Origin of the sequence: Streptomyces sp. PA03-6a (assembly GCF_033792765.1) — a bacterium.
In the GTDB taxonomy this organism is placed as follows: Bacteria; Actinomycetota; Actinomycetes; order Streptomycetales; family Streptomycetaceae; genus Actinacidiphila.
In genome coordinates this window covers 1-24,289 of the sequence record NZ_JARAVK010000002.1, presented here as the reverse complement: position 1 = coordinate 24,289, position 24,289 = coordinate 1, and the positions used below count along the sequence as shown (strand labels likewise).

Sequence of the window (24,289 nt, the reverse complement as noted above, 5' to 3'; positions counted from 1 at the left end):
CGGTGCCCATCCTGTGGCACGAGCGGTCTCCCGTCAAGCCGAACATTCGTTTTTTTACCGAGGTGGGAAAGGTGCGCACACCTGCAAGGTGATCCGGCGTGCTTACGTCGTGCCGCTCGCGGGACGGGCGACGCGCATGAGCAGATCGACGGACTGCGCGCGCTCGCCCGGGCTCAGTTCGGTGACCATGTGCTCGGCCGGTTGCCCGGCGGCCGCATGGGCCGGGTCGGCAACCCCGGCTCCTTGCGGCGTGACGTCGTCCATCATCGCGGTCGCGCGCCGCTGCGTCCGGCGCAGCGGTAAGGCGGCGCCCAAGGGTGGCCGCTCCGCCCCGTGGCCGGCGGACCCGGTCAGTCGCCACGCTCCGCGGTGCCGGCCGCCCGAGTGCGGCCGGTCGGTTCGGACGCGCCCGCCACGAACCACTCCGGAGGCGTCATCCGGCCCGTCCCGTAGGCCATGTCGGTGTCCAGGAGGTATCCCCAGCTGGGCAGGTGGTCGTGGACCGCACCCGCGGCGAGCGGCCAGCCCTTCGCCTCGTCGCGGCGCCAGTCGGCGATGAGTTCGGCGACCACGCCGAACCACGACTTGATGTGCACCCCGGCCCGCGAGAGGTTCGCCACGACCGCGTCGCGGACGATCTCGCCGGGCGCCTCGGCGCCGGAGGCGTCGATCACGGCATGCACCTCGTAGCCGTCCAGGACCATGTCCAAAGCGGGGAACGACAGGCAGGTGGCATCGGTGACCCCGGCAAGGACGACCTTCTTCCGGCCGGTGGCCTCCAGCGCCTCGCGGAAGGCAGGCCACCGGTAGGCGTTGATCACGCCGGGTCGGCGGATGACCTCCTCGTCGGGGAAGAGCGAGGCGAGCTCGGGCAGCAGAGCCCCGTTCGGACCCCAGTCGCGGCTGGTGGTGAGGATGACGGGCAGGCCCAGGGTCTTCGCCGCCCGGGCGAGCCCGACGACGTTGTTCTTCGCCGTCTCCGGGGGCATGTCGTCGATGAGCTGCATCAGGCCGATCTGGTGGTCGATCAGCAGGACGACTGCGTTGTCCGGGGTGAGACTGTCGTAGGGGCCGGCGTTGGGCGTGTACGGCACGGGAGTTCTTCCTCTTCGATGAGGCCGGATCGGGCCAGGATGGACGTGCGGTTGGCGACGGCGATGGCGATGGCGAGGGCTCGTACGGCGACGAGAGGGGAGTCACGTCAGCGCCCGCCCGTGGAGCCGCTCGCTCAGCGGACCGAGCGCGCCGCCCGCTCGATGATGTCGGCGACGTCACCCGGGTGGGACACGCTCGGGGCGTGGGACGAGTGGATCACGACCATGTGGGACTCGGCGCGCCTGGCCATGAACATCTGGGCCTCACGCGGGATGTTGAGGTCCTCGCCGGCCACCAGCGTCCAGGAGGGGATCGTCTTCCACGCGGGCTCGCCGGAAGGCTCCTCGAGCGCGGCGACGGTCACGGGGCGCTGGGTGGCCGCCATGAGGTTCGTGGTGTACGGATGGACGTCCGCGGCGAATTGATGGTGGAACTTGTCCTGGTCGATGTAGAGGTCGACCCCCGGGGAGCCGTCGGGCAGGGTGCACGGGACGGGACGCAGCGCGTCGGCGAGCGAGCTGCCCGGGAACCTCCTCGCCAGGTCGTCGGCGCTCTCGTCCTCGTCCGGGATGAAGGCGGCGATGTACACCAGCGCCTTGACCTGGTCGGAGCCGTGGGCGGCATTGGTGATGACGGCACCGCCGTAGGAATGGCCGACGAGGACCACAGGACCGGCGATGCTCGCCAAGAGGCTCCTGATGTGGGCGGCGTCGTCGGCCAGTCCGCGCAGCGGATTGGCCGCGGCCACCACCGGGTAGCCGTGTCGCTTGAGCTGCTTGATCACGTCGTTCCAACTCGAGGAGTCGGCGAACGCGCCGTGGACGAGGACGACCGTCGGCTTGCCGTCCTGCATCGAACCACCCTCCTTTTGCTGTACGGCTTCCGCGGGATCGACGGCCACCGAGAGGAGACCGGCGGTAGCGGACACCGCGGCCATGGGGGAGAGGGGGGTCCTGACGTTCCGGTACTGAGAGGGACGGTTCACAGAAGGCCTTTCATGGCGACGAGCGGATGATCAAGGTGTCCTCGCGCGAGGACCCCTCGACGCCCGAGGGCAGGTGTGAGCGGTTTGGGCCCATGCATCCCTCCAAGCGGGGACTGTCCACAAAGACGACAAGACCGCTTTGCCGCCTGTGACAGTGATTTCGCGCGAGGGCCGCTCAGCCGCCGCGCCGCGGGGGCGAGGACCAGCCGGGCGCGTCGCCTGCCAGACTGATGCCATGAGCAGGCCCCAGACGATCGACGAGTACATCGAGGGCTTCGGCGGCCAGGCCCGCGAGCTGCTGGGGCAGCTGCACGTGCTGGCGCGTGAGACCGTGCCGGAGGCGAACGAGGCGATCAAATGGGGCCACCCCGCGTGGGTGCACCCGTCGGGAACGATCCTGTTCGTGATCAGCGGCCACGCGAAGCACGCGAACTTCGCGTTCACCCCCAGTACCCGCGAAGCCTTCGATGCCGAACTCAACGATTTCGGAACCGGCAAGGGCACCGTCAGGCTCCCGTACGGGAGCCCGGTGCCGACCGGCCTCCTCCGCCGCATGATCGCTCACCGCGTCCGCGAGCACGAGGACGACGGCGTGCTGTGGATGTGACCGCAACGCCGGCTTCGCGTGCTGTCGGCACGCCTCGATGAGTGCAGTGCTCAGCAGGATTCAAGGTCCACGCGGTGCCTCGACACGCTTAGATCGGCACCGAAAAGGACCCGACCCCCGTCTGCGGCGCTGATCAGCCCGAGCCACGACCTCGCACACCGGCTCCGCTGGTCACAGTGGCGGCGCCGACATCAAGCCGAGCCCGCGCCTCCCACTACCGCCGCCAAGCAGCCGCCCAGCCATGACGATCACGATCTCGGGGACTCGCGGTATCAGGGTGTGGCGGACGCCGGTGATGAGGCAGACTTCTTCGCCGTGGACATCGTGGAAGGCGAGCTGCGGCGCCTTCGGTCCGGACCGGAAGTTGAGGACGACCGGCGACGACCGTTTCTCGTGCGCGTCCGATTCGCCGCGGAGGACCCGGCTCTGGTGATAGCCAATGCGCGTGCGGTGCTGACGTGCGTGGTCGAGCAGATGGGCGACTGGCCTGAATCGGAGCGGTGGCCGCAGTTGCTGCCGGCATGGTTCATCCGGCGGTGCGAGCCCGAGCCTGTGGAGCCGGAGCACGGCGAGCCCTTCGATGCCGAGGCATGGCTGCGGCACTGGCAGGCGATGACGCCGGAGCAGAGAGCGGTAGCCGGCCGTGGGCCGTGGACGCTCTCGGATTGGCTGTTCTACTTCGACCCGACCGAGGAAGGGGCCGGTGACGATCGCAGCTGGTGGTGGTGGCACGCGGGAACCGATGAGTCGGGCGGCTGGGTGCAGGTGGCCACCACCGGCTGGCCGTTCGGCAGCGGTTCGCTGTCCTGGCTGGTCGAGGCAAGCGGCGGCACGGATCTCGCCTACGGCCCCTGAGTCTCCCGCACCGCGGTGGCCCTGGCTGACGGCAAGATCGTGAACTACGGCTGGAGTACGAGGGCGCGCATCCAGCCATGGTCAATCCGCGGGTATCGCCGTCGTGCCTGATGCTGAACGGCCGGCTCGTCCGACCCGGTGAGGAATCAGTCCTCGTCGCCGGACTCGGTGGCATCAGGGAAGACGTGGGTGCTGATGCGTCCCGACAGCCATCCGACCAGGAACTCGACCGCACCCACGGGATGGGCGTCGTAATACCAGCCTCGCGGATTCCAGCAGACGACCGTCCACTCGTCCGGCTTCCCGTCGGTGAGCCAGCACACGCGGTCCCCGTTGTCGGTTCCTGCCCACGGAAGGAGTCCGCCCGGCTCCGGGTAGAAGGGGTACGGGCAGTCTTCGGGGTGGCTGTCCCGGAAGTTGCGTTCCTGGTCCAGCAGCCGCTTCGCCGGGCCGACGAGCAGGTCCCGCCCGCCGAAGGGGGTCAGCGGCGTCAGGAACTCGGCGAAGTGGTAGGCCCCGTAGGTTTCGACCAACTGCTTGAAGTCCGACGGGAGTTCCCTGCCAAGTGCTGCCTCCACCTCATTCCAGTCTCCGTTCGCCCACAGCGGCTGCGACGGCGGAGGGACGAGGCGAGTGAGGTCGTCGAACGCGGTCATGGGGTCGAGCTTAGGGGTGCACGTCACGCCCGCCGCATGGGGGCGCAGCGCACCGGGCCACCGGTTCAGTCCGCCACGCGTCCAGGTCCACGGACACGTACGGGGACAGGGCGCGGAGGAAGTCGGGCGCGTCGAAGATCGCTCCGGCGGAGGCGACACCGACCGTCGTGGTCCGTCCCGACAGGATGCGGTCGACCGCTTCCACGACCAGCGGTGCGGTGACGGCGTAGATGTCCTGGCCCTTCGCCGTGGCGCGCCGTTCGTGGCCCCTGGAGCGTACGACGACGTCGACGAGGAAGGTCTGCGCGGACCGCCCGCGCTCGTCGACGGGGGCCGGCGACGGTGTGTCCGGGGAGGCCAGATCCGTGGCCGCCTCGGCCGTCATGTAGGTGCGCACTTCGGGGATGGACAGGTGGCTGGGAACGGTGACGACGTCGGCCATGGTGAACTCCCCGATGACGCTGCGGGGGCCCATCGGGTCGGGGAAGGGCCACGTCAGGGTCGGCGGGGCGTCGTCGCGGTACTCCAGCTGCCCGTTCGTGAAGCGGACGCGTCGCCCGCCCCGCCGCTGCCGGGAGACCGCGCCCGCGGCACGCGTGCCGGCGGTGGGGTGCCAGCTGTCCAGCCCGTAGGCGACGTGTGCCTCGTCCGCCGTCGTCCAGTCGCCCATGGCGGCGGTGGCCAGCAGGTCGCCGAGACCGCCGTAGAAAGCCATGGCAGGGACGATCACAGTCCCTGCCGCGCGGGCGCGGTCGTCGAAGTCCGCGAACGTATCGGCATTGGCCTCGATTTCGGCGGCCACGTCCACGTACGGGATTCCGGCGCGCAGTGCCGTCTCGATCACGGGGGCGGCGGTCGTCGCGAAGGGCCCGGCGCAGTTGACCACGGCAGCCGTACCGGCAAGTGCGCGGTCGAGGGAGGCCGCGTCGTCGACCGACGCCTGGCGGGCGTCCAGCCCGGGTCCGGATGTCGCGAGCTCCTTCAACTTGTCGGCGTCGCGCCCGGAAAGCACCGGGACGAACCCGCGATCCCGCAGATGCGCCACCACGAAGCGCCCGGTGTGTCCGTACGCGCCGAACACCGCCACCTTGAGCCCTGAATCCATGGGTTCCCCCCGTATCGGAATGATCCGTTGTGATCGGCCGAGGAACATCCTGTCCGGGGCGGGCACCGGAACGTGAGTGTCCGGAACGCCATGCCCCGTACAATTCCGGACATGGGCACTGTGGCGCTGGCCGTTACCGACGGGATGCTGCACTTCGAACTCTCCCTCGCGTACGAGGTCTTCGGCTCCGCCCCGGACGGCATGGCAGGTCCGTGGTACGACCTGGTCGTCTGCGGGCCGGGCGCCGTGCGGGCCGGCCGGTTCGCGCTGGAGCCGGATCACGGCCTCGACCGGCTCCCGGGCGCCGACACCGTGATCGTCCCGGGTTGGGCCGACGTCGACGAGGACCCGCCCGCCGAACTGGTCGACGCGGTGCGCGCGGCCCACGAGGCCGGCGCGCGCGTGGCCTCCCTGTGCACCGGCGCGTTCGTACTGGCGGCCGCGGGCCTGCTCGACGGGAGACGCGCGACCACGCACTGGGCGCACACCGAGGTCATGGCCGCCCGCTACCCGAAGGTGACGGTGGACCCGGACGTCCTCTACGTGGACAACGGCAGCGTGCTCACCTCCGCCGGCAAGGCCGCCGCCATGGACCTGTGCCTGCACATCGTCCGCCTGGACCACGGTTCGTCGGTCACCAACGCCGTCGCCCGCCGCCTGGTCGTGCCACCTCACCGGGACGGCGGACAGGCCCAGTTCGTCACGGCCCCGGCGCCCGCCCCGGACCACCACCCCCTCGCCGAACTGTTCCCCTGGGTGATCGAACGCCTCGACCAGCCCCTGACCGTGGAGGACCTGGCCCGCCGGGCACGGATGAGCTCACGGAACCTGGGACGCCATTTCCGGTCGGTGACCGGCACCACGCCACTGCAGTGGCTGCTCACCCAGCGGATCCGGCACGCCCAGGTGCTGCTGGAGACCACCGACGACAGCGTCGACTCCATCGCGGCGGCCGCCGGCATGGGGACCGCGACAACACTGCGCCGGCACTTCCACCGCACGGTCGGCGTGCCTCCCGACACCTACCGCCGCACGTTCCGTCTGCGCAGCCGCCCGGCCCCGAACGGCAGTTGACCGCCGTCGTGCGCAGGTGGGCCCCGGAGCCGGGTCACATGGCCATCGCCTGGGGCTGCTTGCCCACGATCGTCAGGAATTCGTCGGTGGTGAGGATGGCGTGCGCGTACGCAGGGCCGTTGATGTCGAACGTCGCCTTCATCTCGTCCCAGTTGAAGGCGCCGATGGCGTCGCGGATGAGCGTGACGTGGTAGCCGAGTTCCTGGCCGAAGCGCGCGGTGGTGTCGACACAGGTGTTGGCCTTCATGCCGATGAAGATGACCTTCTGGATGCGGTGTTGCTTGAGCAGCATGTCCAGGTCGGTGTTGGCGAAGCCGCTCGAGGCCCAGTGCTGGCGCATGACCAGCTCGTCCTCGCGCGGCACGAAGTCTGGGTGCCACTCGGCTCCCCAACTGCCGGCGGCGAAGGTCTGCCCCTGCACGACGCGCTGCTGGGTGGGGGAGAGGTGGTCCCACGTGCGGTAGTCGTCGGGTGTCGTCTGGTGGTGAGGCACGATGAAGACGTGGAAGCCCAGGTCACGTGCCGCACCGAGCATGGCGCGCATGTTGTCGAGCAGGCCGATGCCTTCCGCCACCGCTTTGGCGGCCGGCCACAGCTTCCCGCCCTCGGACAGGAAGTCGTTGTACGGGTCGATGATCAGCAGGGCTGTCTCGTCCGGCGCGTAGGTGTTCGCTTGGACGTCCATCGTTTCCTCGCTCCTGTCTCGTCGCAGATGCCGGCACCTGCGCACCAATGTGACCGATGAGGTTGAAGTCCACTCCCTTGCCTGGGGACGGGGCTCTTCGCCTGGTGCGTCGCGATGGAGTGGGCACAGCGCGAGCGTGCTGACACGGTGCACCCGGATTGCGACCCGAATACGCGACGTGGGAAACGCCGTGATGCCCGAAATCACAGTCTAAAACGGTGCCCATGAACCCGCTCTCCGCCGGTTGCACGGGTGATCGTGCGCCCCTTGCGGCTCGCGGCGATTTGGCGGGGATCGCAGCGCCGAACGGCCTGTGCCGATCACCGACTGCCGCGCCTGGCGAGGTAAACGTCCGGCTCAGCGATGATGTGTCCGATATCGGCGTCCGTGATCAAAGGGGGCGGCGCCTCATCCGGCCCGTCGCAAGACGACCGGCGGTCGCCCCTCAGGCGAGGTGTTCCGCAGGCCGCGGCCACCGCGGGGTCGTCGCTGACGACGGCCCCGGTACGGCGGCGCGACCGGGCTGCCGCCGCCGATCTCGGCGAACTCATCGAAGCCGCCCGGGAGCTCTTCGCCGAACCGCTTCACGTCTGAGCCGCGCCGCCGGCGAGTGCCTGTTCGGCCCAGATGGTCTTGCCCTGGCCGCTGTACCGCACCCCCCAGCACCGCGAGCATTCGGCCACGAGGAACAGGCCGCGCCCTCCCTCGTCGCTGGTGTTCGCCCGGCGGATGTGCGGCGAGGTGCTGCTGCCGTCGGACACCTCGCAGATCAAGGTCCGGTCGTGGATCAGCCGCAGCCGGATCGGCTCACGGCCGTAGCGGATGGCGTTGGTGACCAGTTCGCTCGCGATCAGCTCCGTGGTGAAGCCGAGGTCACCGATGCCCCACTGGTCGAGTTGCCGCACCACGAGGGAGCGGGCGCCCGCGACACCGGCAGGGTCGCGCGGCAGCTCCCAGGTGACCGCGTGGTCGTCGCTGAGTCCGTGCGTGCGGACGAGGAGGAGCGACAGGTCGTCCTCGGCCGCCAGGAGCGGCGCCGCGATGTCCGCGGTGCCCCCGCAGACGTCCTCGACCGACCGGCCGCCGCGCCGCATGGCGGTCCGCAGCAGCCGGGGGACTGCGTCTTCGCTGCCGCACGCGCGCACCAGACTGCCCGTGTGGAAGAGCAGGGTGCTGCCTTCGGCGAGCTCCAGGTCCAGGGGTTCGAAGACCGGCTCGCCCATGCCCAAGGGCCGGTTGCCCGGCAGTTCGAGGACGTGAGCGGATGCGTCCGGACCGGCCACGGCGGGCGGGGGATGGCCCGCGCTGGCCAGGACGCAGCGGCGCCCGACCGGGTCCCACACCGCGTAGAGGAACGTCGTGCCGACCAGTCGTTCCACGAACCACGTGGACCACTGGTCGGGCTCACCCGAGGCATAGCGGGACACGATGTCGTCCAACCGGGCGAGGACTTCCTCGGGTGCGAGATCGAGTTCCGACAGGGCCCGGACCGCGGCGCCGATCAACCCGATGCAGACGGTGGCCTGTACCCCGGAGACCAGGACGTCACCGACGCTGAAGGCGACCCGCATACCGGACAACGGGACGACGTCGCTCCACGCGCCGCTCACCCCCGTGCCACTGCGGGCGGGCACGTAGGAGCGGGAGATCTCGGCCGCGCTGTGGTCCGGTGCGTGAGCGGCCTCCATGCGCCTTCTCAGGCCGACCGCCACAAGGTGCTCGTGGTGGTCGAGCAGGCTGCGCGCCGCCTCGTCCTCCGAGATCTGCGGCAGCGGACCGGCGGTCGCCAAGATCACCGTTCGCTCGCTGCCCGGAAGGGCGGAGGTCACGGAAGAGGCCATGAGCGCGACGGGCACAGCGCGGCCGAGCCGATGCATGAGGACGACCGAGAGCCAGGGGGTACTGCTGCTCTCCGTGGCCGGCACCAGTTGCCGGAGGGCGTCCCACGGAAGTACCGGGCAAAGCTCGCCGACCGGTCTGCCCACGACCTCGGGAGTCTCGTACCCCAGAAGACGCTCGGCCGCCGGACTCCATCCGCACACCAGGCCCGCCGCGTCCACCACGAAGGCCGCCGGGCCTCCGTCGAGGGCCGGGGTGCGGGCGGGGGATGCTCCATCCAAGGTGTCCATCTCACCGACCTCGTTCGGTGAGGAAGCTCCTACACGTTGACGATACGACGCCGCCGGGGCGTGCGCTCAGGAAGCCAGCTGCGGGTACAGGGCGGCGGGGTCGGCCGCCAGGCCCGCCTTGACCTGGCGGGACAGCTCGTCGGCCAGCACTTCGTAGGCGTCGGATTCGATGCCGTCCAGCGCCTGCTCGGCGACGCTCTCCGGCGACGACTTCGGGGCGTCGATGTGCGCCGCCAGATCGGTGTCGACGTAACCGACGTGCAGCCCGGTCACGTTGACGCCGCGTGGCTTCAGCTCCAGGCGCAGCGAGTCGGTCTGGGACCACAGCGCTGCCTTGGAAGCGCTGTAGGAACCGGCGAGAGCGACCCAGGACAGGACGGAGTGCACGTTGAGCAGATGGCCGCCGCCGTTGGCCTCGATGATCGGGGCGAAGGCCCGGGTCATCTGCAGGGGGCCGTAGAAGTTCGTCTCGAACTCGCGGCGGACGTCGTCCACCGGGGCGGTCAGGAAGGACGCCGCCACGGCCGCCGCGGCGTTGTTGACCAGGATGGTGACGTCCCGTGCCTGTGCCGCGACGGCGGCGACCGACGCGGGGTCGGTGACCTCCAGGGGCAGTGCGACCGCGCCGGGGTGGGTGACGCTGCGGGGGTCGCGGGCGGTGGCGTAGACCTTCTTGGCGCCCCGGGCGTACAGGGACTCGACCAGGGCCTTGCCGATGCCCCGGCTGCCCCCGGTGACGAGCACGGTCGAACCTGCGATTGCGGTCATGAGCTGCTCCCAGTTGCGTTGCGGCCGACGGCGGAAACCGATCGGTTTTCTGTACCGTAAACCGATCGGTTTCTTCCTGGCAAGCAGCGGGCGTAGCCTGTGGCGTATGACTTCGACCGCATCGGCCTCGTCCGAGTCCGCGACGGCGGCTGCGACCGCGAGGGTGGCTGCGACCGCGACGAGCCCAAGCCGTGAGCGGCTCCTCGACGCCGCAGCCGGGCTCTTCTACCGGGAGGGCGTGAACATCGGCGTCGAGGCGCTGTGCCGGGCGGCCGGGGTCTCCAAGCGGTCGATGTACCAGCTCTTCACGAGCAAGGACGACGTCCTCGCGGCCAGCCTGGAGCGCGCGGGGTCCCGCTACCTGGCCCGGCTGCTGCCCGCCCCCGGGGCCGACCTGCCACCGCGCGACCGCATCATGCACGTCTTCGAACGGCTCGAGTCGCTGTCCGCGTCCCCGGAGTACCTGGGCTGCCCCTTCCTGGCGACCGCGTTCGAACTCAAGGACCCCCTCCACCCCGCCAGGGTGGTGGCGCGACGCTACAAGGACGCGCTCACCGACTTCTTCCGAGAGGAGGCGAGCCGCGGTGACGCGCACGACCCGGATGTGCTGGCCCGCCAGCTCACCATCGCCTTCGACGGATCCAGCTCCCGCGCCGTAGCCCAGGCCCAAGGTCTGGGCGGGCTGGCCGTCGCCACGGCCGCGGCCATGCTGGACGCGGCGGGCATGGCCTGAGCGCCCGCGGACCCACGCGCTCACGCGCCCTCAGGCGTGAAGCACGCGGACCTGTGGGGTGTCAGTGCAGTGCGACCTCGCCCGCGCGGACGGCCCGCATGGCGCGCTCGACGGTCTCCTGGTTCTCACCGACCGGGGCCACGTAGTCGATGACGCCGCGCGCCGCGTCCTCCCCGAGCGTCCGGGTGATCACCCATGCGGCGAGGTACTGGGACGCCAGGCAGCCGCCCGCCGTGGCGATGTTCCCCTCGGCGTGGAACGGCGCGTCCAGCACGGTGACGTCGCAGGCCTCGACGAAAGCCCGGCTCTTCTTGTCGGTGCACGCCGGCATGTCACCCAGCACACCGAGGCGCGCCAGCACCAGCGCGCCGGAGCACTGCGAACCGATCAGCTGTCGCGAAGGGTCGAGCGGCAGCATCGAGAGCAACCGGTCGTCGGCGACCACGTCGCGCGTCCTCACGCCGCTTCCGATGAGTACGACGTCGGCCTCGCGCACGAATTCCATCGGGCGCTGCCCGGTGACCTCGAGGCCGTTCATCGAGGTGACCACCGGCGTCGGTGTCGTGATGAAGGCCTCCAGGCCGTCCTTGCGGCACCTGTTGATCAACGAGGCGGCGATGAAGCTGTCGAGCTCGTTGAACCCGTCGAACGTGACCACGGCTACCTGCATCGCAACTCCTCCGAAAATGGCGTCGGACCTCTTGCGCTGAGACCGGACCGGACCGGCTCCGCGGGCGTGCTCGCGATCGGGGTGCGGAAGGGGCCGAGTCGCACACCGGGCGCTCAGCCGGCATCGGCGACCGCGAGAGGTCAGCGGGTTCTCACGGGACCCGAGTCCATGAGGTGCTGCAGGACCGCCGTGTATGGCGATCGCCACACGGCCGGGCATGCCTGGCCGGGCGGGGGGAGCGTGGGCGCCCCTCCCGACCCGTCACCCGATTGCGCCTCCCGCCTGGCAGCCGTGGCCGGCCGGGGCGAGGCTTGGCACGTGCATGAGGGTCCGTCGACCTCCCCCAGACGTCCCCTCGGCCGAGAGCCGGGCCCCCGCCGCTGCGAAGCGCCGGGGGCCTGTCTCTTGAGGAAACGGACTTCAGTGCTACTCAGTTGGAGAGGATCGGATCTCGTCCCGGCTCCGGCTGTCGGTGTCACAGCTGTCCGTTCAGCCGTGCGCGGTGCGCCGCGGCCGTACGGTTGCGGGCTTCCAGCTTGCGCATCGCCGACCGCAGGTACGTCTTGACCGTCTCCAGGCTCAGCCCGAGGCGGTCCGCGATCTCCACGTTGCCCGCGCCCACTTCCACCAGCCGGAGCACGTCGATCTCCCGGGGTGAGAGCAGCGGCCTCACCGTGCCGGGTGCCGACCGACCCGACAGGGCCTGCTGGATCCGCACCAGCCGGGCACGCAGCGCGGGGTCGTCCGTGTCGCGGATGACGGCGGCGAGCTCGGCCAGTGCGCCGCGGGTCTGCGGGGAGCCCGCCCCGGGCGTGGAGCTCAGCCGTTCCTCGACGTCACGCCGCAGCTGGTCGGCCACGACCGCGGCGGTGCGGACCGTCCGCTCGCCGAGGGGACTGCGGCCGCGCACCGCACCGTACAGGACGCATCCGACCTCGCCCCGGATGAGCACGGGTACGGCGAAGACGGAGGTGAGGCGCTCAGCCCGCACGACCCGGTCGTATTCGTGGGTGATCGCCATGGTGGTGAGGTAGTCGTTGACCCGAAGGGGAGCACGGCGACGCAATACGCTCCCGCCGAGCCCCTTGCCCGCCTGTACGACCAGTCCGCGCATCGAGTCGCCCACCGTGCCCAGGAGGCAGTCGAGCACCAGGCACAGGCCCCTGACGTGGTGCCGAGTGGTGCCACCGAGGGCGACCGGCACGCCGGTCGCCTCCCGCAGTCGTTCCAGTCGCTCGGGCAGCAGCGCGTTGATCAGCTGCCGGGCCTCAATGCGGTCGTCCACCGACCGCTACCCGCATCTCAGTAGTAGCACTACTCGTAAGCCTCATAAAAAATGATAGCGCCTGTGCGCCCGTGTCCCGTCAAGCGGCGTGCGGGGTGAGACTGCCGCGTACGGTCACCGTCGCGCCGCTGCGCTCCAGTCGAAGGTCGGGCATCAAGCGACGGAGCCACTCCAGCACGAAGCGGTTCTCGCCGAGTACGTCGCAGCACACCTGCGTGCAGCCCAGCGCTTCGAGGGTGCCTCCCAGTTCACGCACCAGTCGGCCACCGATCCCGCGGTACCGGTACCCCTCGGCGACGACGATCCCCACGTCGACGGTGCGCTCGCCGGTGCGGACCGCCATCACGTGCCCGACGACGGCGTCCCCGTCCAGGGCGAGCAGGACGAACTGACGGGGCGTTACGGTGACCATCTTCCGGACCAGGGCGGGGCTGACATGCCGGATGGGGGAGAAGAACCGCCGGTGGCGGCTGTCCACGGACAGCCCGGCCAGGAACGCGCCGACCGACTCGCCATCCTGGTGGCGGGCCTGCCGCACGGCGATCCGGTCCATACGTTCGGACCCGGCCGTCATGACGCCTGAGCCTCCCCTTCGCAGAGCCATGAAGATCCTCCGCGCCGAAGACCGCAGCGCCGGCCCGCCGAACCGGGGCCCACCCTTGGCGCTTTCCCAATGTGGACCACGCCGTGACGGGCGGGCCCGTCGATCCCCTCGAAAGCGGGTGGGCGCTTTGATGGACACGCGTCAACTTGCAACCATGGCGCCGCAGGTCGGAGATCGACGACAGGGTGGCTACGCGATCGCGCGCGTGACCGGAAGCACTATCCTTGTTTATCATGAAAAGAAGTAGCAGATCCGACAGTATCGCAGCGACCCTGCGGCAGGAGCTCGAGCGCTACTCCCCGGGAGAGAAACTGCCGTCCAGCCGGGCCCTCGTCGAGCGCTTCGCGGTCAGCCCGGTCACCGTCTCGCGCGCGCTGGCCGCGCTCGCCGCCGAGGGGCTGGTGATCACCCGGCCCGGGGCCGGGGCCTACCGTGCGCACCACAGCGTCGTCGACACCAGGGCCGTCGACACGTCCTGGCAGCAGATCGCGCTCACGGCCGAGGACCAGCAACACGCCGAGCCCGCACCGCGGATCGTCGACGCCTCCTCCATTTTCGCCAGCCTCGCGCTTCCTCCTCCAGGCGTGATCGCCTTCAACGGCGGCTACCTGCACTCCTCCCTCCAGCCCCAACAGGCCCTGGGAGCGGCCTTCGCCCGCGCCGCCCGCCGTCCCGACGCGTGGGTGCGGCCGCCACTGGAGGGCCTGACCGCACTGCGCACCTGGTTCGCCCGTGAGGTGGGCGGGTCGGGGGGTGGCGTCATCCCCTCACAGGTGCTCGTCACCGGAGGCGGTCAGGCCGCGCTGACCACCGCCCTGCAGGCGCTCGCTCCCCCCGGCTCCCCCGTGCTCGTGGAGTCGCCCACCTACCCCGGCCTGCTGGCCGCCGCCCGGGCCGCGGGGCTGCGCCCCGTGCCGGTGCCGATGGACGACGACGGCGTGCGCGTCGACCTCCTGGAGGACGCCTTCGCCGCCACCGGAGCGCGCGTCTTCTACTGCCAGCCGCTCTTCCACAACCCCACGGGCGCGGTCCTGGCTCCGGACCGGCGCCGCCGCATCACCGAGATCGCGCACGCCGCACGGGCCTTCATCATCGAGGACGACTTCGCGCGTCGTCTCGGCCACGGCGGACAACTCCCTCCGCCGCTCGTGGCCGATGACGCCTACGGCACCGTCGTGCACGTCAGCTCGCTGACCAAGCCGGCCTCGCCGAACCTCCGGGTCGGCGCGCTCGTCGCCCGCGGACCGGTCATGGAGCGACTGCGAGCCATCCAGTTGGTCGACAGCTTCTTCGTGCCGCGGCCGCTCCAGGAGGCCGCCCTCGAACTCGTCGGGACCCCTGCCTGGCCCCGTCATCTGCGCACCATCACCTCCGCCCTGCACGAGCGCCGCGAGGCCATGCTCGCCGCACTGCACCGTTACCTGCCGGGTGTCGCCGCCGGCGTCCGCGCTCCCGCGGGCGGCTACCACCTGTGGCTCCGCCTGCCGGACGGCACCGACGAGGCCGCGCTCACCGCCGCACTCCTCCGGGCCGACGTGGCCGTGTCCCCCGGCCGCCCCTACTTCGCCGCCGAGGCTCCGGGCCCGTACATCCGGCTCAGCTTCGCCGACATCGCCGGCACCGAGGAGATCGCCGAGGGCATTCACCGCATGGCCACCGTCTGCGCCGACTCCGGTATGGCGACCGGTGTCTGACGGAATGGCCCGGGGTTCGACCTCGCCGCATATCGCTACGCATTATTTTTGATAGCGCTACTCTAAATTTGCTATTTGACAGTAGCGATTTACTGGCGGACACTCATTGAAGTGCGCGTTACCCGCGAGTAGGTTCACCGTCTCCGACACTGAGGCGGCACGACTGGCGACCCCTTCAAGGGGTGTGGGGAGCCGCGCTCGCTCTGCCGGTCCTTCGATCCCGGCCCCGACGCGGCGAGCCTTCTCATCCTGCTCGCCCCCGTGCTTCAGCTGAGGAGAACACCCGTTGACCCCGACCGCCGCTCCCGGTGAGAGCTACTACCACCGCACGGGCGAGCATCGCTACACACCCACCACCCACGCGGAGGGCGCCTGGAACGCGGGGGAGCACCACTTCGGCCCCCTGGCCGGTCTCGTCGTTCACGCGATCGACGGGCACCGGGCCGCCGGCCCCGCCGACGACCTGGTCCTGGCCCGGATCAGCTACGACATCCTCGGTTTCCTCGCCCTCGACGAGTGCGAGATCACCGTGGAGACCATCCGCCCCGGCCGCACCGTCGAACTACTGGAGGCCGTCGTCGCCGTGGCGGGACGTCCGGTGATCCGGGCCCGTGCCTGGCTCCTCACGGCTCTCGACACCGCCGCGGTCGCCGACACTCCCTTCGAACGGCTCGCCCCACCCGGGACCTTCGCACCGTGGGCGATGAGCGAGCTGTGGGACTGCGGTTACACCCGCTCCCTTCACGTCCGCCGACGGGCATCCGGCCAGGCGGGCCGTGCCGCCGCGTGGGTCGGCAGCCACGTCGGCCTCGTCGCCGGCGAACCGAGCAGCGCCCTCGCGGCGTTCGTCGCCCGCGTGGACGTCGTCAACGGCATGGCCGTGCAGCGGCCCCCCACGAAGTGGACGTACCCCAACGTGGACATGACCCTCCACTTCCACCGCCGGCCCGAAGGGAGCTGGACCGGCCTGGACACCACCGTCAGCTTCGGCCCCGATGGACATGGCCTGACCAGCGCCGTTCTCCACGACGTCGGCGGCCCGGTCGGCCACGTCCAGCAGATCCTCACCGTCCGCCCGCGGGAAGGCAGCCAACGATGAGCGAAACCGTCCTTCAGTTGCTGCGCGAGCGTCAGCGGCAGGGGAGCACCCCCGGACGCCGCCGCGACGACGCGCGCCTGGTCCTCCTGGTCGAAGGCGGAAGCTCCCGCGGCGCCTACTCCAGCGGTATGGCGATCGCCATCGAGCAACTCGGGCTCCTACCGCTGTTCGACGCCGTCTACGGCAGCTCCGCGGGAGCGCTGAACGCGGCGTGGCTGCTGTGCGGACGCGCCGAGTCCACCATGCACGCCTGGTGGACTCCGATGATCATGAGGACGACCATCAACCCACGACGCGTCCTGAGCCGCCGGCCCGTGGTGGACACCCGCTTCCTGGTACACACCGTGTACACCGAGATCATGCCGATGGGGTTCCAGGAGATCCTCGACAGCACCGTCGAGTTCCACCCGATCGCCACGGACGCCCTCACCGGCCGGCCCACGGACCTGCACGAGCAGATCCGTGACCAGGCCAGCCTGCAGGCAGCACTGCGTGCCTCGGCCGCCATGCCCCTCCTCGCCGGCGGACCCGTCGAGATCGACGGGCGGTCCTTCGTCGACGCCGGCGTGAGCGAGGCCGTCCCCGTACGCACGGCACTCGCGCAGAAGGCCACCCACATCGTGGCCCTGCGCACCCGGCGTACGGACGAGACCCCGTCCGCCCCGCCGCTCGGCCAACGCCTGGTGATGTCGCGCTGGTTCGCCCGGAGGGCACCAGGAGCCCTCATGCCCTGGCTGCAACGCGAGGCCGTCAGGACGGAGGAGGAGCGGCTCCTCGCCTCGCACCCCGCGACCCTGCAGATCCGTCCCCCTCTCGGCAGCGTGCCGATCAGCAACACCGAACGACGCCCGGGCCCGCTCCGTGCAGCCGTCGACACCGGCCGGCAGGCGGCGCTGGACGCGCTGGCGGGCTGCAACGAGGAGCCCCTGGTAGCGGGCTGAACCGACGCACCATCAGCGGGCAGCGGTTGCGCGTCGACGCACACCTGGACACCCCCCGCCCCCGACACCCACCGGCGGGCCCCTCCTCAGGGCCTTCCAGACACTTACGGAGCTCGCGCCATGGGGCACTACAAGTCGAATCTACGCGACATCGAGTTCAACCTCTTCGAGGTCCTCGGCCGCGAAAAGGTCTACGGAACCGGCCCGTTCGCGGAGATGGACGTGGACACCGCCACGACCATCCTCAAAGAGGTCGCCCGTCTCGCGGAGGACGACCTCGCCGCGTCCTTCGAGGACGGTGACCGCAACCCGCCCGTCTTCGACCCTTCCAGCGGCAGCGCACCGTTGCCCGACACCTTCAAGAACAGCTACCGGGCCTTCATGGACTCCGGCTACTGGCGTCTCGGCCTGCCCGAACGGATCGGCGGCACCCCCGCTCCCCGTTCCCTGATGTGGGCCTACGCGGAACTGGTGCTCGGGGCCAACCCGGCCGTGTGGATGTACGTCTCCGGCCCGGCCTACGCCATGGTGCTCTTCGAGGAGGGCACCGAAGAACAGAAGAGGATCGCCACCCTCGCCGTGGAGAGGCAGTGGGGTTCCACGATGGTGCTCACCGAGCCGGACGCAGGATCGGACGTGGGCGCCGGCCGCACGAAGGCCGTCGAGCAGGAGGACGGGTCCTGGCACATCGAGGGTGTGAAGCGCTTCATCACCTCGGGCGAACACGACCTCAGCGACAACATCCTCCATTACGTCCTCGCCCGCCCCGAGGGCGCCGGCCCCGGCACCAAGGGCCTGTCCCTCTTCCTCGTCCCGAAGTACCTCTTCGACGTCGAGACCGGCGAGCTGGGCGAGCGCAACGGCGTCTACGCCACGAACGTCGAGCACAAGATGGGCCTCAAGGTGTCCAACACCTGTGAGATGACCTTCGGCGACCAGCACCCCGCCAAGGGCCGGCTCATCGGCGACAAGCACGACGGCATCCGCCAGATGTTCCGCATCATCGAGCTCGCCCGCATGACGGTCGGAACCAAGGCCATCGCGACGCTGTCGACCGGCTACCTCAACGCGCTGGAGTACGCCAGGAACCGCGTCCAGGGCACCGACCTGGCGGACTTCACGGACAAGAGCGCGCCCAAGGTCACCATCACCCACCACCCCGACGTACGGCGCTCCCTGCTGACGCAGAAGGCCTACGCCGAGGGCATGCGCGCGCTGGTGCTCCACACCGCCACCGTGCAGGACGAGATCGAGGTCAAGGAAGCGGCCGGCGAGGACGCCTCGGCCCTGCACAGCGTCAACGACCTGCTGCTGCCGATCGTCAAGGGCTACGGCTCCGAGAAGGGCTACGAGCAGCTCGCCCAGTCCCTGCAGATCTTCGGCGGCTCCGGCTTCCTGCAGGAGTACCCGATCGAGCAGTACATCCGCGACGCCAAGATCGACACCCTCTACGAGGGCACCACGGCGATCCAGGGCCAGGACTACTTCTTCCGGAAGATCGTCCGCAACCAGGGCGCAGCGCTGACCGCCCTCACCGAGGAGATCAAGAAGTTCCTGGCGGCCGGGACCGGCGGTGACGAGCTGGCCGCCGCGCGCGACCGGCTCGCCCAGGCCGTGACCGATCTGGAGGCCATCGTCGGCGTCATGCTCACCGACCTCGCCGCCACCGAGCAGGACGTGAAGTCCATCTACAGGGTGGGCCTGAACACCACCCGCCTGCTGATGGCGTCCGGTGACGTGCTCGTCGGCTACCTGCTGCTCCGCGGCGCGGCCGTGGCGCAGGCGAGACTGGCGCACGCGTCCGCCAAGGACAGGGCGTTCTACAACGGCAAGATCGCCGCCGCGAAGTTCTTCGCGGCCGACATCCTGCCCGGGGTCACCGCCGCCCGCCGCGGCGCCGAATCCGTCGACGGTTCGCTGATGGAACTGGCCGAAGCAGCCCTCTGACCTGCACCCCGATCATCCCGATTGGTGCCCTACCGGGACGGTACGTTCCCGGTGCGCGGTGGCAGGCCACTCGAGCGACCACTTGGTCCTGCATCGGCGTATTCGGTAGCGCTGTGGCAGGGACATGCGGTAATTAGTGCCCTGGCGGCCCGACTAGGGGGGTCCGCCGGCGCACCAAGGGCGCGCCTCAGCAGCATGAAAAGGACGAACTCAGTGGCATCTGGCGTTGTGAAGTGGTTCAACTCGGAGAAGGGCTTCGGCTTCATCGCACAGGACGGTGGGCCGGACGTGTTCGCCCATTACTCCAACATCCAGAGCACCGGATACCGCGAGCTCGTGGAGGGTGAGCGCGTCACGTTCGACGTGACGCAGGGGCAGAAGGGCCCGCAGGCGGAGAACATCGTCCGCGGCTGACCTTGGTGCTGCCGATGCAGCACGGACACGAAGCGGCCTCGCCCACGGTTTCCGGCCGTCGGCGAGGCCGCCTCGTGCGGGAGTCCCCCTACCGTCGGGGGGCTATCCGGAAGGAACGGATGACCGTCTGGTCGACGGCGTCGCCCGCCGCGTCCTTGGCGGTGAGGCGGATCGAGGCGTAACCGCCGGCCGAGGGCGTGGTCAGCTTCACGAAGCCGCGGTCGCCTGCGCGCCAGACCTTGAGGGTCTTCCAGCTCCTGCCGTCGTCGAAGGAGACCCGCAGGCCCAGCGAGGTGGTGACGGCCTTGCTGCCGCGCTCGGCGGTGACGGTGAAGAGGTACGTGCGGTCGCCCGTGACGGTGCCGGAGGCGTTCAGCGGGCCGCCCAGCCGGACGTTCATCAGCGGCAGTTCGGCCGGTTCCGGGCCCGTCGGGCGTCCGGAGGTGAAGGTCCAGGTGGCGGAGGCCTTGCTGCCCAGGCTCGACCAGCCGACCTTGCGGGTGCCGGACGAGGTCAGGGTGTAGGTCGCCTTCTCGTAGGGAACCGCCGCCTGCAGCCGGCCCAGGGAGTCCAGCGACGCGATCTTCACGCCGTCGCGGTACAGGGTCGACGAGCCCGTGGTGTCCCGGGCCTCGCCCGAGTGCGTCGCGGTGTTCTCGGCGGCCGTGGAGAACAGGCCGGGGGTGAGGTACAACCCGTCTTCGAGCCGCAGGGCGTCCACCGACCTGGCACGCAGCGGCCCCTGGTTCCACCCTCGGGTGTAGGCCTTGCCCGGGGTGAACCGTGTGGTGCCCGCGAACTGGATCTCGTCGTAGCCCGCGGTGCCCTGGGCGCGCATGCCGAGGGTGCGGTCCCAGACGATCGCGGAGTCGTCGGTGTAGTAGCGGGTCTGCCTGCCGGGGACCGGGACCTGGTTGCCGTCCACGAACGTGATGGCGCCGTAGGTCGGGACCGGGGTGTCGATCCGGACCCCGAGCGGCTTGCCGCCCTGGTCGGCGTAGGTCTCCTCGACCCGGGCGAGGGACCTGTCGTGCATCGGGCGGGTGAGGGTGTCCGGGATGCCGCCCTTGGTGTTGACGGCCAGGTTGTAGGCGTAGCTCCAGGCCGGCTTGGTGGCGGTCCTGGGGGCCGTGCCGCTCCACCGCTGGGTGGCGAGGAACCAGAACGGGTGGCTGGTGACCTTCGTCGTGGTCGGGGTGGCGTAGACGCGGCTGCCCGGGAAGCCCAGCACGAACTTCTGGGTGCCGTAACGGCCGTCCGCGCTGATCGACGTCGTACTGGCGAAGATGCCGTCGTTCTGCGCCGTGCCCTTGTCGACGGTGAGGTCGACCGGCTTCGCGGTGCGGCCGTCGAGGACGAGCGTGGTGTCGACGGTGAGGTCGACGCCGGGCCGGGAGAAGAGGACCGAGGTCTGCGCGACGGGGTCGAACTTGCTCGCCGAGATGTCGTACTCGCTCTCGGGCAGCTGCATCGCCACCTTGCCGTCGGCGTCGGTGGAGGCGTTGTACTGCAGACCGGTCCGGCTGTCGAAGGCGGCGACGTTGATGTCCGGGCCCACGGGCTTGCCGTCGAGGCCGAGGACGGTCAGCGACAGGGCGCGGGTGAGCGGCTCGGCGTAGACACCGAAGGCGTCGCGGACCGTGGTGGTGCCGTCCTCCGTGGTGGCGACGATGGAACCGCCGTAGGCGCCCGCCATCGTGTCGTCGACGGAGGCGGTGAGGGTGGCGGAGGCGGTGCCGCCGGCCGGGACGGTCACCGTGTCGGCCGACAGGGCGAAGGCCCCCGCGGGAGCGGCTGTGCCTCGGGGCCCGTACGCGTCGACGGAGAGGTGGAGCGTGACGTCGGCTGCGCCGTCGTTGGTGTAGGTGACGGTGCCGGTCCGGGTGACGTCCTGGTGCGGGTAGTCGGCCTTGCCCAGGCTGATGCTGCCCGAGGTGGCGCGTACGTTCTGCGCGCTGGCGCGGGCGACGTCCAGCCGGCCGGTGCCCTGGTCGTACGCGGTCAGGCCGGGCAGGCCCTTGGCGGCACTGGTGAGGGCGGCCTTGAAGTCGGCGGCCTTCCAGGCCGGGTGCTGCTGGGCGAGCAGCGCCACCGCTCCCGTGACGTGCGGGGTCGCCATCGAGGTACCGGACGCGGTGACGTAGGAGGAGCCGACCGGGTCGCCCATGGTGGTGCCCGCCGCGCGGGCCGCGGTGATGTCCTGGCCGGGCGCGACGATGTCCGGCTTGACGGCGAAGTCCTCGATCCGCGGGCCGCGGCTGGAGAAGGTGCTGAGCGAGTCCTGCTTGGTGGTGCTGCCCACGGTGAGCGCGGAGTCGGCGATGCCGGGGGAGCCCACGGTGCCGCCGAAGTAGTCGGCCGCGGGGGCGCCTTCGTTGCCGGCCGCGATCACGAACAGGGTGCCGTGCTCGGCGGTCAGCGTGTCGACCGCCTCGGTGAGCGGGTCGGTCTTCGCGTACGGGGCTGCCCCCAGGCTGAGGTTGACGGCCTTGGCACCCGCCTCGGCCGCCCACGTCATGCCGTTGATGACGGCGTCGTCGGGGCAGAAGCCGTCGTCGGTGCAGACCTTGCCGATCAGCAGCTTGGCGTCGGGCGCGACGCCCTTGTACGTGCCGGCGGAGGCCGCGCCGGTGCCCGCGATGGTGGAAGCGGTGTGGGTGCCGTGGCCGTTGCCGTCCACCACCGAACCGGTGCCCGTGAAGTCCCGGGTCCCGCCGCTGGAGGCCTTGTCCGAGAGGTCGGGGTGGGTGGGGTCGTAGCCGGTGTCGAGGTCGGCGACGGTGACGCCCTGCCCGGTGATGTGCGCGCCGGTTGAGTCGACGCTGTCCCAGACCTTCGGGGCGCCGATGATGGCGGTGCTCTCGGCGAGGGCCACGCGGCTGCGGCCGTTGAGCCACAGCTTGTCCAGCGGGCCGCGCAGGCCCTGCGTCCCGCTGACGAACGTCCAGAACGCGGTGGCGTCGCGCTTGGCCGGGGCGAGGCTGCCTCCGTGGAGGACGACCAGGGTCCGGGTGATCCTGGCGCCGTGCCGCTGGAGCGCTCCGCGGGCGGCGGAGGAAGAGGCGCTGTGGCTGGAGTAGATGAGCCGCAGCGAGTCGCTCGAGGCGTCGTCGTAGCCGGCGTCGAGCTGCTCGGTGACGTCGAAGAGACGCGGGTCGAGCTTCCCGGCGGTCAACAGCGGCTGTGCGTCGGACGGGACCACGAGGATGTGGTGGGCCGTGCCCTTCCACTGGTGGGACACGTCGAAACCGATGCGGTCGCGGCCCGGGCCGCGTGTGACGCTGACCGCGGGGACGCCGCCGGCGCCTTGGGTGACGGTGACCTTGTCACCGGTGATCAGGGTCAGGGTGCGGACCGCCTTCGCGCCGGGCGAGGCGGGGCCCAGGGCGGGTACGGGCGGTGCGTCGTTCGGGGATGCCTGCGCGGCGCCTGGTACGGCGCCGGCGACCAGCCCGGCCAACGCCAGGGCCCATCCGGCTCGTATACGCATGTATGAGTACCTTTTGGCCGCCCGGGGAGACCTGGGACGCGGGCGGCGGACAGAGAGGTGCCCGGCGGTCGCCGGCCACCCGGGAGACGGCCTGGGCAGGCCTGCGCTGGGGCGAGTTGCCCCTCAGGTCGAACGCCCGACCGAGTCCTTGGTCACGAGCGATGAGAAAACCACACTTGATCAAGGATGCATAGGGGTGAGTGTCTGTTACCGCTGGTCAGGGCGCAGGCCGGCGCGGAGGAGGGGGAGGTCGCGGCCGTTGGAACGGGAGGGCCCGGCTCGGCAGCCTCGCGCCCAACACGCGCAGGGCGAGGGCCCTTCGGATGGCTGCCTGCGGCGGTGGGTGGCCGGCAGTTGCAACCCACCGCTCACAGGGCCGTGCACATCGGTGGTCAACACCACCGATGCGGCATTCCGAGTCAACCCGATGAGAAGGTGTGAAACCGGGCGGCGTGGCGTGGTGTTGGGCGGTTGTCACTCCAACGGCGGTGTGGCCGCCGGGGAGGTTCCACGCTGATGGCGAACGCGGCGCCGGCGAGCCATCCGTGGTGCGCCCACCGTGACGCGTCCGGGCAGTGCAAAGGGTGGGGTTCGCGGCCCTTCCGGCAGCGCGAACCCCACCCTGGCACGGGGGAGAGGCGTCAGGTCACCATCGGTACCAGCGGCGGCGCCCGCCGCCCTCGGCGGCCCGGAACACGAAGCCGAGCAGCCACACCACCAGCACGATGATGGCGATCCACCACAGGGCCTTGAGGGCGAACCCGGCCCCGAACAGCAGCAGAGCCAGCAGCAGGACGAGAAGCAAGGGAACCATGTCGTCAACCTCCTGACCACGCGTCTGCCCCGACCCACGATCGCCATGCGTGGACCACGGGGCACCGGATGGCGTGCGAACGGGGCCGCCGTTTTCCGCATGGAACCCGAAGGGCCGGAAAGGGGCAGGTCGTGGCCGTCACCGGCCACGCACCGAGGAGGACTCATGGCCACGTCAGAACAAGACCGCCGGAAGAGCGCCGGGACCGGCGACATCACCCGGCGATCCCGCAAGGAATCCCAGGACGAAGGAGGCCGCGACTCCTCGCACCGTGAGCAGGGCACCGTCGGGGACGCCCTCCGCAAGGCGATGGAGGAGGCCGCGGTCGACAGGGAGGACTTCGCCTGAGCCCGGCGAAAACCGTTGGTCAACCTGGTGACCGAGGGCCGAGACTGGAGGGCTCATCACACCGGACGGACAGAGCGGGGCCGGAACTGACGTACAACCGGGACACCCTTCCCCTTCCCGAGAACCGCGTGCCTCCCGCCTCCCTCACGGGCATGCACGACTGGGCCGATCTCGACCCGGGCCGCCACCCGTTCGCCTGGGACGAGGACGAGGAGGCCCGGCTCCGCGCGCTGATCCGTGAATGGGTGCCACCCGTGCTCTCCGGCAGCTGTCCCTGATAAACATTTCCGA

24 protein-coding genes are annotated in these 24,289 nt (G+C 70.5%); 11 read left to right on the top strand and 13 right to left on the bottom strand.

Annotation, left to right across the window (positions count from 1 at the left end):
• Window positions 1-102: 102 nt before the first annotated feature.
• The 3 genes from PV350_RS00690 to PV350_RS00680 form a co-directional block, all read right to left on the bottom strand.
• Window positions 103-315, bottom strand: a complete 213-nt coding sequence (locus PV350_RS00690; protein ID WP_500332490.1) for a hypothetical protein — start codon at window positions 313-315, stop codon at window positions 103-105.
• A 35-nt stretch (window positions 316-350) separates the two neighbouring features.
• Window positions 351-1,094 carry an isochorismatase family protein gene (locus PV350_RS00685; protein WP_500332489.1) on the bottom strand — a complete coding sequence of 248 codons (744 nt, stop codon included), beginning with the start codon at window positions 1,092-1,094 and terminating at the stop codon, window positions 351-353.
• A 134-nt stretch (window positions 1,095-1,228) separates the two neighbouring features.
• Window positions 1,229-1,948 (bottom strand): alpha/beta fold hydrolase, encoded by a 720-nt coding sequence (locus PV350_RS00680; protein WP_500332488.1) that lies wholly within the window; start codon window positions 1,946-1,948, stop codon window positions 1,229-1,231.
• A 367-nt stretch (window positions 1,949-2,315) separates the two neighbouring features.
• On the opposite strand from PV350_RS00680, the gene PV350_RS00675 reads away from it, so the two are divergent.
• Window positions 2,316-2,687, top strand: coding sequence for an iron chaperone (locus tag PV350_RS00675; protein ID WP_500332487.1), 372 nt, complete (start codon window positions 2,316-2,318; stop codon window positions 2,685-2,687).
• 315 nt (window positions 2,688-3,002) lie between these two features.
• The gene (locus tag PV350_RS00670) at window positions 3,003-3,542 is read left to right on the top strand and encodes a hypothetical protein (protein ID WP_500332486.1); all 540 of its coding nucleotides are present in this window, start codon (window positions 3,003-3,005) and stop codon (window positions 3,540-3,542) included.
• 146 nt (window positions 3,543-3,688) lie between these two features.
• Here the strand turns inward: PV350_RS00670 and PV350_RS00665 are convergent, their stop codons facing one another.
• Window positions 3,689-4,198: an SMI1/KNR4 family protein gene (locus PV350_RS00665; protein ID WP_500332485.1), complete on the bottom strand. Its 510-nt coding sequence runs from the start codon at window positions 4,196-4,198 to the stop codon at window positions 3,689-3,691.
• 10 nt (window positions 4,199-4,208) lie between these two features.
• Window positions 4,209-5,303 (bottom strand): saccharopine dehydrogenase family protein, encoded by a 1,095-nt coding sequence (locus PV350_RS00660; RefSeq protein WP_500332484.1) that lies wholly within the window; start codon window positions 5,301-5,303, stop codon window positions 4,209-4,211.
• Between the two features lie 111 nt (window positions 5,304-5,414).
• On the opposite strand from PV350_RS00660, the gene PV350_RS00655 reads away from it, so the two are divergent.
• Window positions 5,415-6,377, top strand: a complete 963-nt coding sequence (locus PV350_RS00655; protein ID WP_500332483.1) for a helix-turn-helix domain-containing protein — start codon at window positions 5,415-5,417, stop codon at window positions 6,375-6,377.
• Window positions 6,378-6,411: 34 nt separating this feature from the next.
• On the opposite strand, the gene PV350_RS00650 is transcribed toward PV350_RS00655, so the two are convergent.
• The 3 genes from PV350_RS00650 to PV350_RS00640 form a co-directional block, all read right to left on the bottom strand.
• Window positions 6,412-7,062, bottom strand: coding sequence for a cysteine hydrolase family protein (locus PV350_RS00650; RefSeq protein ID WP_499509734.1), 651 nt, complete (start codon window positions 7,060-7,062; stop codon window positions 6,412-6,414).
• Between the two features lie 584 nt (window positions 7,063-7,646).
• The gene (locus PV350_RS00645) at window positions 7,647-9,191 is read right to left on the bottom strand and encodes a SpoIIE family protein phosphatase (protein WP_500332482.1); all 1,545 of its coding nucleotides are present in this window, start codon (window positions 9,189-9,191) and stop codon (window positions 7,647-7,649) included.
• Window positions 9,192-9,257: 66 nt separating this feature from the next.
• Complete coding sequence (locus PV350_RS00640; RefSeq protein WP_499509732.1) at window positions 9,258-9,959, bottom strand: SDR family oxidoreductase; 702 nt, start codon at window positions 9,957-9,959, stop codon at window positions 9,258-9,260.
• Window positions 9,960-10,122: 163 nt separating this feature from the next.
• Between PV350_RS00640 and PV350_RS00635 the strand changes: the two genes are divergently transcribed.
• A complete protein-coding gene (locus tag PV350_RS00635; protein ID WP_499516724.1) occupies window positions 10,123-10,692 on the top strand; it encodes a TetR/AcrR family transcriptional regulator in 570 nt (189 codons plus the stop codon).
• Between the two features lie 61 nt (window positions 10,693-10,753).
• On the opposite strand, the gene PV350_RS00630 is transcribed toward PV350_RS00635, so the two are convergent.
• The 3 genes from PV350_RS00630 to PV350_RS00620 form a co-directional block, all read right to left on the bottom strand.
• A complete protein-coding gene (locus PV350_RS00630; RefSeq protein ID WP_499509731.1) occupies window positions 10,754-11,362 on the bottom strand; it encodes a type 1 glutamine amidotransferase family protein in 609 nt (202 codons plus the stop codon).
• Window positions 11,363-11,837: 475 nt separating this feature from the next.
• Complete coding sequence (locus PV350_RS00625; protein WP_499509730.1) at window positions 11,838-12,647, bottom strand: helix-turn-helix transcriptional regulator; 810 nt, start codon at window positions 12,645-12,647, stop codon at window positions 11,838-11,840.
• A gap of 79 nt (window positions 12,648-12,726) precedes the next feature.
• The gene (locus PV350_RS00620) at window positions 12,727-13,221 is read right to left on the bottom strand and encodes a GNAT family N-acetyltransferase (RefSeq protein WP_500332481.1); all 495 of its coding nucleotides are present in this window, start codon (window positions 13,219-13,221) and stop codon (window positions 12,727-12,729) included.
• A gap of 263 nt (window positions 13,222-13,484) precedes the next feature.
• Here PV350_RS00620 and PV350_RS00615 point away from each other — a divergent pair, with 263 nt between their 5' ends.
• The 5 genes from PV350_RS00615 to PV350_RS00595 all read left to right on the top strand — a co-directional run bounded on the left by PV350_RS00615 (window position 13,485) and on the right by PV350_RS00595 (window position 19,346).
• Window positions 13,485-14,945: an aminotransferase-like domain-containing protein gene (locus PV350_RS00615; RefSeq protein WP_500332480.1), complete on the top strand. Its 1,461-nt coding sequence runs from the start codon at window positions 13,485-13,487 to the stop codon at window positions 14,943-14,945.
• Window positions 14,946-15,231: 286 nt separating this feature from the next.
• Complete coding sequence (locus tag PV350_RS00610; protein WP_500332479.1) at window positions 15,232-16,044, top strand: thioesterase family protein; 813 nt, start codon at window positions 15,232-15,234, stop codon at window positions 16,042-16,044.
• Complete coding sequence (locus PV350_RS00605) at window positions 16,041-16,985, top strand: patatin-like phospholipase family protein (RefSeq protein ID WP_499509726.1); 945 nt, start codon at window positions 16,041-16,043, stop codon at window positions 16,983-16,985. The genes PV350_RS00610 and PV350_RS00605 overlap by 4 nt, the downstream gene beginning before the upstream one ends.
• A gap of 120 nt (window positions 16,986-17,105) precedes the next feature.
• A complete protein-coding gene (locus tag PV350_RS00600; RefSeq protein ID WP_499509725.1) occupies window positions 17,106-18,932 on the top strand; it encodes an acyl-CoA dehydrogenase in 1,827 nt (608 codons plus the stop codon).
• Between the two features lie 213 nt (window positions 18,933-19,145).
• Window positions 19,146-19,346, top strand: a complete 201-nt coding sequence (locus tag PV350_RS00595; RefSeq protein WP_499509724.1) for a cold-shock protein — start codon at window positions 19,146-19,148, stop codon at window positions 19,344-19,346.
• A gap of 88 nt (window positions 19,347-19,434) precedes the next feature.
• Here PV350_RS00595 and PV350_RS00590 read toward each other — a convergent pair whose 3' ends face one another.
• Both PV350_RS00590 and PV350_RS00585 read right to left on the bottom strand, forming a co-directional pair.
• Window positions 19,435-22,836, bottom strand: a complete 3,402-nt coding sequence (locus PV350_RS00590) for a S8 family serine peptidase (protein WP_500332478.1) — start codon at window positions 22,834-22,836, stop codon at window positions 19,435-19,437.
• Between the two features lie 646 nt (window positions 22,837-23,482).
• The gene (locus PV350_RS00585; RefSeq protein WP_499509722.1) at window positions 23,483-23,650 is read right to left on the bottom strand and encodes a DUF5670 family protein; all 168 of its coding nucleotides are present in this window, start codon (window positions 23,648-23,650) and stop codon (window positions 23,483-23,485) included.
• A 165-nt stretch (window positions 23,651-23,815) separates the two neighbouring features.
• Between PV350_RS00585 and PV350_RS00580 the strand changes: the two genes are divergently transcribed.
• Window positions 23,816-23,998, top strand: a complete 183-nt coding sequence (locus PV350_RS00580) for a hypothetical protein (protein ID WP_499509721.1) — start codon at window positions 23,816-23,818, stop codon at window positions 23,996-23,998.
• Between the two features lie 152 nt (window positions 23,999-24,150).
• Window positions 24,151-24,276 carry a hypothetical protein gene (locus tag PV350_RS00575; protein WP_500332477.1) on the top strand — a complete coding sequence of 42 codons (126 nt, stop codon included), beginning with the start codon at window positions 24,151-24,153 and terminating at the stop codon, window positions 24,274-24,276.
• Window positions 24,277-24,289 lie beyond the last annotated feature (13 nt).